We start from the raw sequence: 13,580 nt of genomic DNA, 5'->3' as shown, positions 1-13,580 counted from the left end.
GCGGTTCGCTGCGTCCTAGCGGAAGGCAGCTCAGCAGGAAAACAGGAGGAACAGGAACGCGCCAGCCTATCCCGGTGGCCTAGCCGAGTCCCGGCACTTTCAGACCACCGACCATGGGAGGTACATCGCGCCGGGCATTTCCCGGCTCCCGCTGCCGCCCTCGGGTCTTCGCTTCCAGAACAGCCGAGCCCAGCGCGTTCGCTCATCTGGATAAATGCAGAGGCATCGGTCGATACCGCCCAAAAACAGAGACGGATCGACTTTGGATAGCGCGGCGCGAACGAGCGCCTGCCGGCTTCGAACCCGGGAGGTGTGGTCGGGGACTGCCTAAAGATCGTGCGGGCCGTCCCCTCTTCGGGAGGAGCAGGATATGCACATCGAGTCGATCGCGGACCGGTCCGTTCAAGCTGTCGGAAGCCGGCGGCAGCCGCATCTGAGCCGCCCGCCCGCGGGGCAATTTGCAGCCACGCGTTGGCTGACCCCGTTGCCGACGGCGTTTACGACTTCATCAGCCGTTCGAACCTGTACCCAAGTGGGTGAGTTGACGCTCTGCCAGTTCGATGTCGCGCGGCCCTTTCTCGTTACAGAGCGGAAGCTCAACCATGGCGTAGGCCGCGATATCATCGGCGTTTGTGCCCTCGTCACCGGTTCCGCGATCCTCAAATCGAACGGCGATATGGCGCCCGCCCATGTCGGCGACCTGATCCTCTTCGAGGCGGGCAAGAGTTTCGAACTCCTGCTGCAGGCCGACAGCAGCTGTCTCATCGTCACACTTCCGACAGGCGTAATCCGCCCGGCTGCGTCCTCGCCGTCGCCGCCTTTGCCGGCCTATATGAACGGCGCGGAGGGCCCGGGACTTTTGCTCTCCGGCATGCTGCGAACCTTGCCAGAGGCGGTCCGGCATCTCGATATCGCTTCGCCAAGCGCTACGGCGATCGTCTCGGGGATCGAGAGTCTCCTTCTGTCGACGGCGATGCAGATTAGCGCCAGCCGCGAACCGGCGCTCGCCAGCTATGGTCGCGTCGAGCAGGTCAAGGCCTATATCCTGGCCCACCTGAGAGACCCCGATCTTTGCGTCGAGCGCATAGCCCGAGGCCTCCATATCTCCGTCAGCACGATACACCGCGCCTTTTCCAAGGAGCCCTATTCGGTCATGTCCTGGATCTGGGCGATGCGCCTCGACGGCGCGCGGCGCGATCTGTCTGACGCCATGAAATCACACCGCAATATCACGGAGGTGGCGTTCAGCTGGGGGTTCAATGACACCGCACACTTCAGTCGGTCTTTTCGGTCGCGCTTCGGCCATACGCCGCGGCAGCAAAGGAACCGGCCCGCACCATCCCTCGTGGCGGTAGAGGCCTGACGCGCGAAGGCCGTGGAAGCGCGGGCCCTCGACCGGGAGGGGCACACGGGTGCCATCGATCCCGGGCCGATGGTTCAGAAACGCATCAAGCCTGCCGTTTGAGCGGGGGCGCGCGGCGGTTCTTGCGGGGCGGAGTGGCGGCTTCGGCCTGGCCGCTGCCATCCGCCTGCTGCGGGTCGGCTTCGGCCCTTTCGGCGTCGCGCTCGAAGAGCAGGCGATATTCCTCGTCGGTCAGCAGCGTCGGCGTCTTCCACGGCTGCTTCATATCCTCTCGCTGCCATCCGAACGCGGCCAGCTGCTCAGGCGTCACCGTCTTGGCCAGTGTGACGAGCGCATGGCAGGTTATGGCGCTGTAGAGCGGCAACTCCGAGGCCCAAGGCTTCTCGCAACCGATGAACATCGTCGAGCCTGCGACACTCGCCGAGATATAAACCGCCAATGCGTCGCGCTCCTGGTCTGCAAGACCGGGGTTCATTTCCGCGATCAGCTTCTTCAGCGACTGACGCTCCAGCAGATAGATGCTGTCCACCGCCTTGGCGACGAACGGGTCGTGATTGGACAGCGCCCACAGATGGGGAAAAAGGCGCGTCGTCCGCCGTGTCTGGATGTCGTCGAGCAGGAACCGGATGAGGCGCTCCAGCTTCTGTTCCGCAGAAAGACCCTGTTCGCGCAGGATCGCAACGATCTTGTCCGCATAGGGGACAAGTACCATGTTGATCACGTCCTGCAGCAGGTCGGTCCGGCTCTTGTAATAATAGCTTACGGCGCCAATCTGGATTTCGCACCGGCGTGCGACCTCGCGAAGCGTCAAGGCCTGATACCCACTCTCGACAATGATATCGAGCGCCGTCTCGAGGATCTGGACAACGCGTTCGCGGCCTGTCTGGTAAATCCCCGAACCCGTCCGCGTGCGAAGGCGATTAGCGCCGAACATTCCATTTCCTCATATTGCGAGACGGCCTCTCGATTGTGCCGTCCCATTCGACCTACCGGCCAGACTGGCTCGCAAGGTGACACGGCGACGGGTCGCCGCACAAGCCCTTGTATTATCGACCGGCCACATTTTGATCAATTGACAAATATTGAACAGGATGCATAAAGTTCAAAAAACGACTCAGGGAGGATTCAATGGCACGCGAACTTCTGCTCAATGCTTTTGCAATGAATTGCGCGGGGCATCAGTCCCAGGGGATGTGGCGCCATCCGCGCGACAAATCCGAAAACTACAAGCACACCGACCATTGGGTCAAACTCGCGCGCACGCTTGAGCGCGGCAAATTCGATGGCCTGTTTCTTGCCGATGTCGTGGGCGTCTATGACGTTTATGGCGGGAGCCCGGACACGGCGCTGCGCGAGGCCGTGCAGGTGCCGACCAACGATCCGCTCCTCATCATCCCGCCGATGGCCGATGCGACCGAGCATCTCGCCTTCGCCGTCACGGTCAATCTTTCGCATGAGGCGCCGCTGCCGTTCGCGCGCCGTATGTCGACGCTCGACCATATGACCGATGGGCGCATTGGCTGGAATATCGTCACCGGCTACCTCGACAGCGGCGCCAAGGGGGCCGGCAAAAGCGAGCAGGTCACGCACGACACCCGTTACGACATCGCTGAGGAATTCGTGACGATCCAGTATGATTTCTGGGAAGGCAGCTGGGAAGATGATGCGGTCCGAAAGAATCGCGAGGAAGGCGTCTTCACCGATCCGGCGAAGGTCCACCGGGTTGTTCACGAAGGAGAATATTTCCATGTGAATGCGGTTCATCTTTGCGAGCCTTCGCCCCAGCGCACCCCCGTCCTTTACCAGGCCGGGGCGTCCTCCAAAGGAACCGCATTCGCGGCGCGGCACGCCGAATGCGTGTTCGTCGTCGGGCATTCGAGGCCGCGGCTGGCGGAGAGCGTTGCCAATCTGCGCAAACTCGCGGTGGAAGCCGGCCGGGCGCCGAACGACATCAAGATTTTCGCGCTGACGACCGTGATCACGGGCGCGACCGATGAGGATGCGCAGGCGAAGGCGGAAGAGTATAAGGAATATCTGAGCTCGTCCGGGGCGCTGGCGCTGATGGCCGGCTGGACTGGAATCGATTTCTCCAAGCCCGACCGGGTCGGCGCGGCCGCTGCGGGCAGCAACAGCATCCAGAGTGCTGCCGCCATGTTCACCCAAGGCGGCCCGTCGGCGCACCGGGATGTCGACAGCATCGCTCGAAGCGTCGCCTTGGGCGGCGGCGGTCCCGTTCTGATCGGCAGCGCGAAGCATATTGCCGACGAACTCGTGTCCTGGGCCGAGGAATGCGATCTCGACGGGTTCAATCTCGCCTATGCGGTGATGCCCGAAACTTTCGAAGACGTCGTCGACCTGGTTGTTCCCGAGCTCCAGAGCCGCGGTTCCTTCAAGACGGAATATGCCCCGGGAACATATCGCGAGAAGCTGTTCAAGCGCGGGCCGCGTCTTGAAAGCAATCATCCTGCAGCACGCCTGCGGCATTGAGCGAAGCGATAGGTCGGGGCGGCGACGGCTGCCCCGACGCCCTGTCTGCACGCGATAACGGGAGGCTCGATTGACTCACCGACCTGCCGAGGGTTCTGTCATGGCGCCCGCTGGTCCCGCCGCCCTGCCGCCGGCATGGGTCGGCGGACTTGCGGGAAAATGGCCTTCTATCGGCGTCATCCTCGTGGCGCAGTTTGCGGCCATGGCCGTCTGGTTCGCATCGGCCGCCGCGGCGTCGGCGCTGGCCAGAAGTGCGCCGCTGTCGGGTTTCGAGGCAGCGCTGCTGACAAGTGCCGTACAGGGAGGCTTTGTCGTCGGCACGCTGGCAAGCGCGCTTCTCGGACTTCCCGACCGCTTCGACCCGCGGCGGCTCTTCATGATCTCTGCGATAACCGCCGGTATCGCCTCGGGGGCGCTGGCTGCGTTGCCGCCCACCGGCGCGACGATCCTTGGATTGCGGTTCCTGACCGGGGTCGCGCTCGCAGGCGTCTATCCGATCGGCATGCGGCTCGCTGCAACCTGGGCATCGGGCGACCTCGGCCTGCTCGTCGGTCTGCTGGTCGGCGCGCTGACCCTGGGGTCTGCAAGCCCTCATCTCCTTGCCGCCTTCACGCAGTTCGATTGGCGCCTGATCTATATCGCGGCGTCGGGGTTCGCGATCTTCGGGGGTGTCGCAATCCTTCTCGCTGGCGTTGGCCCCAACGCCCCGAGAGCGGCGCGCATCCGGCCGGGGAGCGTGGCGCAGGCGTGGCGGAACCGTCCGCTCCGTCTCACCAACCTCGGTTACCTCGGACATATGTGGGAACTTTACGCGATGTGGACGTGGCTCGCGATCTTCCTCGCCGAGAGCTTTCGGATATCGGGCGTGGCAGACGGTCACAGCCTCGCCGAACTCGTCACCTTTGCAGCGATCGCGGCCGGGGCGCTCGGCGCCTGGATCGGCGGCGTCTTCGCCGACCGTTGGGGCAGGACGACGGTCGCCATCGCTTCGATGGCGGCAAGCGGCGCGTGCGCGCTCGCAATCGGCTGGTTGCTCGGCGCAGAGCCATGGATGGTCAGTGTCATCGCCGTCATCTGGGGCATTACGATTATCGCGGACTCGGCGCAATTTTCAGCGAGCATCGCGGAGCTCAGCGAACCGGATTCGGTCGGCACGATGTTGACGCTGCAAACCTGCGCCGGATTTCTACTCACCTTGGTCAGCATTCAGTTGGTGGCGCCAATAGCCCATGCGCTTGGCTGGCCCGCCGCCTTCTCCATGCTGGCCATCGGGCCGGCGCTGGGATGCGTGGCCATGGCTCGGCTGCGCGCCAGCCCGGACGCGATCCGGCTCGCGGGAGGACGCCGGTGAGCCTCACACGAATTGATCTAAGTCAGGGCGCGGCTGCCCGGCCCCAATGGAGCGAGATGCGGTAATATGTCGTCCGAAAAAACCAAGCTGCCCGCGCACGTCGATGTTCTCGTCTTGGGGGCAGGCATTTCCGGTATCGGCGCTGCTTATGAATTGCGCCGTCAATGCCCGGACCTCTCCTTCGCGGTTCTCGAAGCGTTCGAGAGCTTTGGCGGCACCTGGCTCGCGCACCGCTATCCCGGCGTGCGCTCCGACAGCGACCTTTTCACCTATGGGTTCAGCTTCAAGCCGTGGACCGGCCGTCCCATCGCTTCGCGAGACGAGATCCTCCAGTATCTGGGCGAGGCGATCGAGGAAAATGGGCTGGGGCCGCATTTTCACTATGGTCACCACATCCTGTCGGCGGACTGGCGGAGCGATGAAGGCAACTGGCGCGTTGAAGGCGTGTCTGGCCCCGAACAAACGCCGTTCGAGATCCGTTGCGGTTTCCTCTGGACGTGCCAGGGCTATTATCGTCACGGGCAGGGCTACACGCCCGACTGGCCGGGGATGGACCAGTTCGAAGGGCGCCTCGTCCACCCACAGACCTGGCCCGAGGACATCGATCTGACCGGCAAAAAAGTCGTCGTGATCGGGTCGGGCGCCACCGCGGCCACGCTTATCCCCTCGCTCGCGCCGGTCTGCGAACATGTTACGATGCTGCAGCGCTCGCCTACCTATTTCTCGCCGGCACCCAATCGCGATCCCCTCGCTGATACGCTCCGCGACTTGGGAGTCGAGCCCGCGATCGTGCATGACATCATACGCCGGAAGGTCGTTCGCGACCAGCAGATCATGCTGACGCGCGCCTTGGAGGATCCCGAGGCCGTCAAGGCGGCCATGCTCGAGATGGTCGAGGCCTATCTCCCGCCCGAGCAGGTGAAGGCGCACTTCACCCCCACGTACCGGCCATGGCAGCAGCGGGTCGCCCTTGTGCCGAATGGCGACCTGTTCAAGGCCGTGCGCTCGGGCAAGGCAAGCATGGTAACCGATCGCATCGAGACATTTACGCCGACGGGACTGCGCCTCGTCTCGGGGAGCGAACTTGCGGCCGATGTGATCGTAACGGCGACGGGGTTCGAAATGGCGGCGCTCGGCGGCATGCTCCTCAAGATCGACGGCGAACCTCGAAACTTCGCCGACAGCGTGAGCTACCGGGGAATCTTGCATACCGGGATCCCGAACATGGCGCGGACGCTGGGCTATTTCCGGGTGTCGAGCTGGACCCTCCGGGTCCATCTGGTCAGTGACTTCGTCTGCCGCCTCCTCAACCACATGCGGGAGATCGGCGCTTCGAGCGTCGAGGTGGAGGTTGCGCCGGAGGATGTCGGCAGGGAGTTCAAGCCGGGCATGGACAGCGAGGTGTTCAATGCGGGATACATCCTGCGCGGGCTCCATCTCATGCCGAAGCGCGGGCCTCGGTCCGAATGGCAAGGCAGGGACTATTGGGCGGAGCAGACCGATCTCCCCGCAGTATCGCTCGAAGGCGATGTCTTTGGTTATCGTGACGCCGCAGGCCGACCGATCGGCAATGGTTGCCGAACCGATGCGCACTGAATCCCCGGGCCGGGAAGGCAGGCCAGCGCCCGTCTCGGGACGGGCGAGATGTCCTGAACCTTCGCGGCCGGACGCGTGCGACCGACACTTCTGCCGCCTTCAGCCCGACCGCGAGAGAATTCAGGGGAGCGGGATGGCAGCGCGATCGCCGTCACCCCGCCCGCCTGTTCAGCCGGCCGGCTTGGGCTCGTACCCAAGGATTGCCTTGGTCTCGAGAAATTCGTGGAAGCCATATTCGCCCCACTCGCGCCCATTGCCGCTCATCTTATAGCCGCCGAACGGTGCGTTCATATCGCCGCCGCCGCCATTGATCGACACCTGCCCGGCGCGCAGCTTCGAGGCAACTTGGCGCGCCTTCTCAAGGTCGGCGCCCTGCACGAACGCGGCAAGGCCATATTCGCTGTCGTTCCCGATCTCGATCGCTTGCTCGACGCTGTCATAGGCGAGGATCGCGAGCACCGGGCCAAAGATTTCCTCTCTGGCGATGGTCATGTCGTTGGTGACATCGGCAAAGACGGTCGGCTGTACATAATAGCCCTTGTCGAGCCCCTCGGGTCTTCCGAGCCCGCCGCTGACCAGCGTTGCGCCTTCATCGATTCCGGCCTGGATCAGCCCCTGGATCTTGTCGAACTGGGTCTTGTTCACGACGGGGCCAAGCTTCGCCTTGCCCTGCGGATCGCCGACGGTGATCTCGGCCACCGCATTGCGAGCGGCAGCAACGGCCTCATCCATTCGGGCGCGCGGGACGAGCATGCGCGTCGGCGCATTACACGACTGGCCCGAATTGGTCATGATCGTCGCAACTCCGCGAGCCACGCCCTCGGCGAGCGCTTCGTCGTCGAGGACGATGTTGGGACTCTTGCCGCCGAGTTCCTGGGCGACGCGCTTGACCGTCGGGGCCGCCGCTCTGGCGACCTCAATGCCCGCGCGGGTCGAACCGGTGAAGGAGACCAGATCGATATCCGGATGGGCGGCGATCGCTGCGCCGACTTCAGGGCCGTCGCCATACACCATGTTGAAGACCCCGGCCGGCACGCCGGCGGCGTGCATGATTTCGGCAAATATCTGGGCGCTGAACGGGGCCACTTCCGACGGTTTCAGCACCATCGTGCAGCCGGTCGCGATCGCCGGAGCCACCTTGCAGACGATCTGGTTCATCGGCCAGTTCCAGGGGGTAATGAACCCGCACACACCGATCGCTTCCTTGACAATACGCGTCGGACCACGGTCGTCCTCGAACCGGAACGTCTTGAGAGCTTCGATAGCTGCGCCGAGATGGCCCAGACCGATCGGCGCCTGCGCCCGCTGCGCGAGGAAGGTCGGTGCCCCCATTTCCTCGGTGATGACGGCTGCGAGGTCGTCAAAGCGCGCCTTATACTCTTCGACAATGCGACCGAGTACAGCCAGCCGGTCTTCGCGACTCGTCTGACTCCAGGAGGCAAAGGCATTGCGCGCGGCCTTGACCGCCCGGTCCACGTCGGTGGCCGAGCCAAGAGCGATGCGGCCGACGGTTTCTTCGGTTGCCGGATTTTCGACGTTGAGCGTCCATTGCTCGGCGGGATCGACCCACTGCCCATCGATATAGAATTTGAGGTGCTCGCGCATCTTGGTCCTCTCACTTTCCTGTTGATTGCACCGGAAAGCTGATCGCGATCGGATCCGCCCCAGTGCGCTTTTTTCCATCGGCACGCCTTGGATTAAGGGCGTCCAGACTCGCTGAAAAAGCTACACCAGACCCAAAAATTCGTCAACTGACTAAAGTCATTCAGATGTTCAAATTTGTGCTTCCGGCGCCCGATGCGGACATCGGCAGCTGCGGCGCATCGCGCGACCTATACCCCGGCTCTCCGTTCGAAGGACTGCCCCGAATCGAGCGTGCGCCACAGGTCGGGACCGCCCAGAATTTCGCTGGGCGTGAGCAGGCAATTGTCGAGGTCGCGTTCGAGCCGATCAAAATCGATATGTTTGCCGATGAAGACAATTTCCTGCCGGCTGTCCCCTGCCGGCTCGATCCAGGTCTCCATGATCGCGTTGCGCCGATATGCGTCCCCCGGCCATTCCCCTTGGGGCACGAACCGCCACCATCGCCCGGCGAAATCCCACCGAAAAGATCCTCCGGTCTGGCTGATCCGGCCGACTTCGCGGAACTGACTGGCAAGCCAGAAGCTGCCCTTGCAGCGAAGCAGCTCGCCATTGTCCCAGGTGGCGTTGAGGAAGGCGGCGAGGCGGTCGGGGTGAAAGGGAATCCGCTCCCTATACACCCAACTACCGATGCCATATTCCTCCGCTTCCGACCGGTCGTCCGCAGCGCCGTTCAATGGCTTCATCCAGTCGGCGGACTGGGCGAGTTTCGCAAGGTCGAAGCGACCCGTGTTGAGAATCGTTGCCGGCTCGATATCGCCGTTGGCCATTGGCAGGATGTCGGCGGCAGGATTGAGCGCTTGCAATATCGTCCTGACGCGCTCGAACCCCGCCCTGCCAATCACATCCAGGCGGCTGACGAGGATGACGTTGGCGAATTCAATCTGGTCGACAAGCAGTTCGGCGATCGGCCGCGGCCCGTCGATCGTCGGCGCCGGCGACCCCGCTGCCGGGCCCGAACGCAGCATCGTCTCCAGGTTGCTGCCGTCGACAACCGTGACCATCGTGTCGAGCTTCGCCAACTCGCTGAGGCAGAAGCCATTGCTGTCGAGAAAGGCAAAGGTCTCCGCGACGGGTAGCGGTTCCGAAATGCCGGTGGATTCAATCAGCAGATAATCGAAGCGCCCCTGCCGCGCGAGATCGCTGACCCGCTCGAGCAGGTCGGCGCGCAACGTGCAACAGATGCAGCCGTTGCTCATCTCCACCAGTTCGTCGCGGCCCCGCTCGAGGGCGGCCTCGCGTTCGACATCGTCATGGTCGATATTGATCTCGCTCATGTCGTTGACGATGACCGCTACGCGCATGCCGGCGCGGTTTTGCAGCACATGGTTGAGCAAAGTGGTTTTTCCGGCCCCCAGAAAGCCGGACAATATGGTGACGGGAAGGCGCACCGCGCTCTGCGCCTCCATCGAATCAGGCCTATGTGCCATCCGTTTGCGCGGCGAGGGAATCCTGAGCCGCCTCGACCCGCGTGAGATAGCCTTCGAAGAGGTCGACGACCACCGATCCTTCGCGCGCGCCTTCCCCCCACAGCGCCTTGGCGCTGAATTCGACATGATAGGTCGGCTGGTGGGCGGCGTCCTGTTGGCCATGCCCGATTGCATCGGGAAAGGGCCATGACACGGTTGTGCGATGAAGGACCGTACCACGCTTGCCGCGGCAATAGCCGGGAACGCGGATATGACCTTCGATGTGCTCGTCGCGCACCTGCACCTCGTCGCCGATCTCGAACGGAGCGGTGTTCGCCCGGGCAGGCGCGGGCCTTCCCGGGTTGTTCGAGCGCGCAGCAAGCTCGAAGTGCGACCCAAGCGCTTCGTCCAGCTCTTCTTGCGTAATCAGACCCTTTTCGACGAGGAGCGTGGCGGTACCGACGATGATCCGGTCGAAATAGGGGGCGGAGAAATACTGCCGCGCGCTCATGCGCTCGATCGCATGGCGCAATTCGTCGGTCGCATAGGCGGCGAGAAGTCCGCCCCCGACGACGGTCAGACTGTAGCCAAGATGTTCCCAGTCTTCATGAAACACCGGCTTGTAGCTCTTGCTGTTGATCCGGTGCGGCACCTTGCCAAACCCCTGAACCCCGCCGAGGTCGTGGATCCCGTCCATCGTCAAACTCCCTCTGTACCGCGCGGCAGATCGACGGCGCGCGGCCGCGCGACACCGATCAGCACATCCTTGGTGATGAGCGCGGCGAGTTCTTCCTCCGACCAATCATCGGTGCCCGCAGGCCGCACGGGAAGAACCATGTAGCGACTTTCTGCCGTCGTATCCCAGACCTTGACGACGACATCGTCGGGCAGGTCTTCCCCCAGTTCGCGCAGGACATCGGCGCCTTCGCGAACGAGACGAGCCCGAAATTCGAAACTCTTGTACCATTCGGGTGGCAGGCCAAGGACCGGCCACGCGGTGCACGAGCACAGGCTGCAGACGATCACATTCTGCAGCGTTGGCGTGTTCTCGAGGGCTACGATATATTCGCCCTGCATCCCGGTGTATCCGAATTGCTGGCAGGCGGCGGTCCCGTCGCGCAACAGGAGTTCGCGAAACTCGGGATCGGTCCAGGCGCGCGCCACGACCCTGGCGCCGTTCGCTGGATCCCATTCCACCTCCATCGTGTGCGTGAAGGTATCGATGAACCCTTCGGGCACATATCCTCGCTCGGTCATGACCTTGAGCAGCGCATTGGCTCGACCACTGGGCGTATTGGCCAGCAGGTCGTGTGAAGTCTCTTTCATCGTTCGGCCTCGCTATGTTGATCGGCGATCCTGCGCCAAGATTATGCGTCGCTGACTTGGCCAAGCTTGAACAGGTTTCATACTCCAGGCGATACGCGTCTTCTGCAAGAGCGTCTTGCCTGGAAATGGCGTTTACTTGCTTCAGAATGTCACGCGCGCGCGGACGGCGCAGCGCCCGCAGACATCGGGTCTGCGACACTCAGGCAAGCGGCCCGCCATTTGCAGACAAGCCGGCAAGTCTTCCGGTCGCTACAGTCGAGACAAATTGGGAGATCCGCCATGACGCATGAAAATGTTGACGTTCCGACCGCTGCGGCGACTGTGCCAGAGGCGCTGTTGATGAAGGCGATGGGCGGCCTCATAAAGTTCCGGCAGATGCGCCCGAATTTCTTTATCGGAAGTGACAATCCGGAGTTTCATGGGCCAACCTACAAATATTGTGATGGCGGCGACCCGAGTATCGCCGTCTCGCGGCATCCTGCGGTCCAGAGCGAGGAAGTCCGGATGATTACCGGCGTTTGCCAGCCTGGGCAGGGCGCGCCGCTTCACAACCATACAGGCGAAGAGCTGATGTTCGCAGCGAGTGGCTCCTGGGTTGTCTATTTTGATGCCGAGGAGAAGAACAAGGTCTTTCTGGAGCCGTGGGATGCCCTGGTGCTGCCGGGCGGCGTCCCGAGGGGTTGGCGAAATGTCGGCGACACATTGGGCTGCTTCCTCAACATCAGCGCCGTTACCGACAAGATGTCGCTCGTTCGCGCCGGTTGACCGGCGCAACCTTCGAGGCGCCGCTCCTCGCGGGAGGGGGCTTCAATCGAAACGCAAAGGTCAAGGTGCCGAACATGAACGCAGCGAATGACGAAATAGTCTTTCTCGATCTTCTCGAAGTCGGGAGGCGGATCCAGTCCGGCCTGATCCGCTCGGCCGAGGTAACCGAGCTGATGCTCGCGCGGATCGAAAGCCTCGACCCCAAGCTGAAGAGCTATGTGACGGTGACGGGAGACGCTGCGCGCGAACAAGCCCGCAACGCGGATGCCGAGATTGCGGCCGGGCATATTCGCGGCGCCCTCCACGGCGTTCCGGTCGCAGTCAAGGATCTGCTGTGGACTGTCGGCGCGCCGACGAGCCACGGAATGCCGATCCACCGCGACTTCCGCTCGGCGGAAAACGCAACGGTCGTGGACCGTTTGCTCGACAGCGGCGCCGTCCTGCTCGGCAAGCTGCAGCAAACCGAAGGCGCCTATGGCGCGCATCACCCCTCGATCGCGGCCCCGGTAAACCCTTGGGGCGAAAGCCTCTGGTCCGGGGTTTCGTCCAGCGGTTCGGGCGTGGCTCCCGCGGCGGGTCTCTGCTTCGCCTCGATCGGGACAGATACGGGCGGGTCCATCCGGTACCCGGCAGCCGCGAACGGCATCACCGGGATCAAGCCGAGCTGGGGCCGGGTCAGCCGTTATGGTGCCTTCGAGCTCGCCGGTTCGATGGACCACATCGGGCCCCTCGCGCGCAGCACCGCGGATGCGGCCGTGGTCCTGCAGGCCATGGCCGGAGCCGATTCCAGGGATCCGACGGCCAGTCTCGCACCGGTGCCCGATTATCTTGCCATGATGACGCGCGGCGTGCGCGGCCTTCGTGTCGGTATCGACAGGCGTTGGACCATCGACGCTGCAGATGAGGCAACTGGCGAATGCCTGATTGGCGCGCTCGATAGCCTCCAGCGGCTGGGTGCCCAAATCGAGACGGTTTCATTCCCCGCACCCGAGCAGGGCGTCGAAGATTGGGTGCCTCTGTGCGCTGTCGAAACCGCTTTGGCGCATGCGGATACCTTTCCGTCCCGTCGCGAGGAATATGGCCCGAGCCTCGCGGCGCTCATCGAACTTGGTTCAGGCATGCGCGCGACCGATTATCAACGGCTCCTTGCCCGCAGGAGCGAACTTCGCGGCCGGGTCGATGCGTTGTTTGGGGACGTCGACCTCCTGCTTGTCCCGGTCGCCGCGCGTGCAGGCGTCACCGTTGATCAGATGAGCAAGTTAGGCGACGATCTCCAGCTCTTTTCCGACATGATGCGATACACGACCCCCTTCGACCTGACGGGCCATCCGACCATCACCCTGCCGGGCGGCAGGACGCCAAACGGGGCGCCCGTCGGGTTCCAACTCGTCGCAGGGCAGTTTCGCGAAGATCTCCTCGTGCGGGCCGGCTGGGCCTACCAACAGGTCACCCGCTGGCACCTTCAGCACCCTGACATCTCATAAGGAGCGGGATCTCGGAGGCGGATGACCCGGCCTCCGACCCGCAGGGCCACAAGCGGCTTGCTCCGCGGCGGCCGTGCGCATCCCGCGTGCGGATTTGCCACCGGCCACTGCGGCCGTTCCGTCCTTCCCGGACATATGTGTCCGGCGATCTTCTCCAT

11 protein-coding genes are annotated in these 13,580 nt (G+C 63.4%); 6 read left to right on the top strand and 5 right to left on the bottom strand.

Annotation, left to right across the window (positions count from 1 at the left end; translation table 11 throughout):
• The first annotated feature begins 370 nt into the window (after positions 1 to 370).
• Positions 371 to 1,363, top strand: coding sequence for an AraC family transcriptional regulator (locus ASD73_RS13530; protein WP_082521534.1), 993 nt, complete (start codon positions 371 to 373; stop codon positions 1,361 to 1,363).
• 85 nt (positions 1,364 to 1,448) lie between these two features.
• Here ASD73_RS13530 and ASD73_RS13525 read toward each other — a convergent pair whose 3' ends face one another.
• Positions 1,449 to 2,297: a TetR/AcrR family transcriptional regulator gene (locus tag ASD73_RS13525; RefSeq protein ID WP_056372937.1), complete on the bottom strand. Its 849-nt coding sequence runs from the start codon at positions 2,295 to 2,297 to the stop codon at positions 1,449 to 1,451.
• A 194-nt stretch (positions 2,298 to 2,491) separates the two neighbouring features.
• Here ASD73_RS13525 and ASD73_RS13520 point away from each other — a divergent pair, with 194 nt between their 5' ends.
• From ASD73_RS13520 to ASD73_RS13510, 3 genes are all read left to right on the top strand, one after another.
• Positions 2,492 to 3,850 (top strand): LLM class flavin-dependent oxidoreductase, encoded by a 1,359-nt coding sequence (locus tag ASD73_RS13520; RefSeq protein ID WP_056372936.1) that lies wholly within the window; start codon positions 2,492 to 2,494, stop codon positions 3,848 to 3,850.
• Between the two features lie 100 nt (positions 3,851 to 3,950).
• On the top strand, positions 3,951 to 5,201 hold the full coding sequence (locus tag ASD73_RS13515) for an MFS transporter (RefSeq protein ID WP_056372935.1): 1,251 nt from the start codon (positions 3,951 to 3,953) through the stop codon (positions 5,199 to 5,201).
• Between the two features lie 66 nt (positions 5,202 to 5,267).
• Positions 5,268 to 6,797 carry a flavin-containing monooxygenase gene (locus ASD73_RS13510; protein ID WP_056372934.1) on the top strand — a complete coding sequence of 510 codons (1,530 nt, stop codon included), beginning with the start codon at positions 5,268 to 5,270 and terminating at the stop codon, positions 6,795 to 6,797.
• A 168-nt stretch (positions 6,798 to 6,965) separates the two neighbouring features.
• Here the strand turns inward: ASD73_RS13510 and ASD73_RS13505 are convergent, their stop codons facing one another.
• The 4 genes from ASD73_RS13505 to nthA form a co-directional block, all read right to left on the bottom strand.
• Positions 6,966 to 8,402 (bottom strand): aldehyde dehydrogenase family protein, encoded by a 1,437-nt coding sequence (locus tag ASD73_RS13505; RefSeq protein ID WP_056372933.1) that lies wholly within the window; start codon positions 8,400 to 8,402, stop codon positions 6,966 to 6,968.
• A gap of 227 nt (positions 8,403 to 8,629) precedes the next feature.
• Entirely contained in the window at positions 8,630 to 9,847 is a 1,218-nt protein-coding gene (locus ASD73_RS13500) for a GTP-binding protein (RefSeq protein WP_056372932.1), read from the bottom strand.
• A gap of 10 nt (positions 9,848 to 9,857) precedes the next feature.
• Positions 9,858 to 10,544 carry a nitrile hydratase subunit beta gene (gene nthB / locus ASD73_RS13495; protein WP_056372931.1) on the bottom strand — a complete coding sequence of 229 codons (687 nt, stop codon included), beginning with the start codon at positions 10,542 to 10,544 and terminating at the stop codon, positions 9,858 to 9,860.
• Positions 10,545 to 10,546: 2 nt separating this feature from the next.
• On the bottom strand, positions 10,547 to 11,173 hold the full coding sequence (gene nthA / locus ASD73_RS13490) for a nitrile hydratase subunit alpha (protein ID WP_056372930.1): 627 nt from the start codon (positions 11,171 to 11,173) through the stop codon (positions 10,547 to 10,549).
• A 279-nt stretch (positions 11,174 to 11,452) separates the two neighbouring features.
• On the opposite strand from nthA, the gene ASD73_RS13485 reads away from it, so the two are divergent.
• Both ASD73_RS13485 and ASD73_RS13480 read left to right on the top strand, forming a co-directional pair.
• The gene (locus ASD73_RS13485) at positions 11,453 to 11,938 is read left to right on the top strand and encodes a cupin domain-containing protein (RefSeq protein WP_056372929.1); all 486 of its coding nucleotides are present in this window, start codon (positions 11,453 to 11,455) and stop codon (positions 11,936 to 11,938) included.
• Entirely contained in the window at positions 11,935 to 13,422 is a 1,488-nt protein-coding gene (locus ASD73_RS13480; protein ID WP_200961043.1) for an amidase, read from the top strand. Before ASD73_RS13485 ends, ASD73_RS13480 begins: the two co-directional genes overlap by 4 nt.
• The last annotated feature ends 158 nt before the right edge of the window (positions 13,423 to 13,580 follow it).

The sequence above is a fragment of the Sphingopyxis sp. Root154 genome (assembly GCF_001427105.1).
Taxonomy (GTDB): Bacteria; Pseudomonadota; Alphaproteobacteria; order Sphingomonadales; family Sphingomonadaceae; genus Sphingopyxis.
The sequence above is the reverse complement of the archived record's forward strand: the minus strand, read 5'-3'. Positions and strand labels throughout refer to the sequence as shown.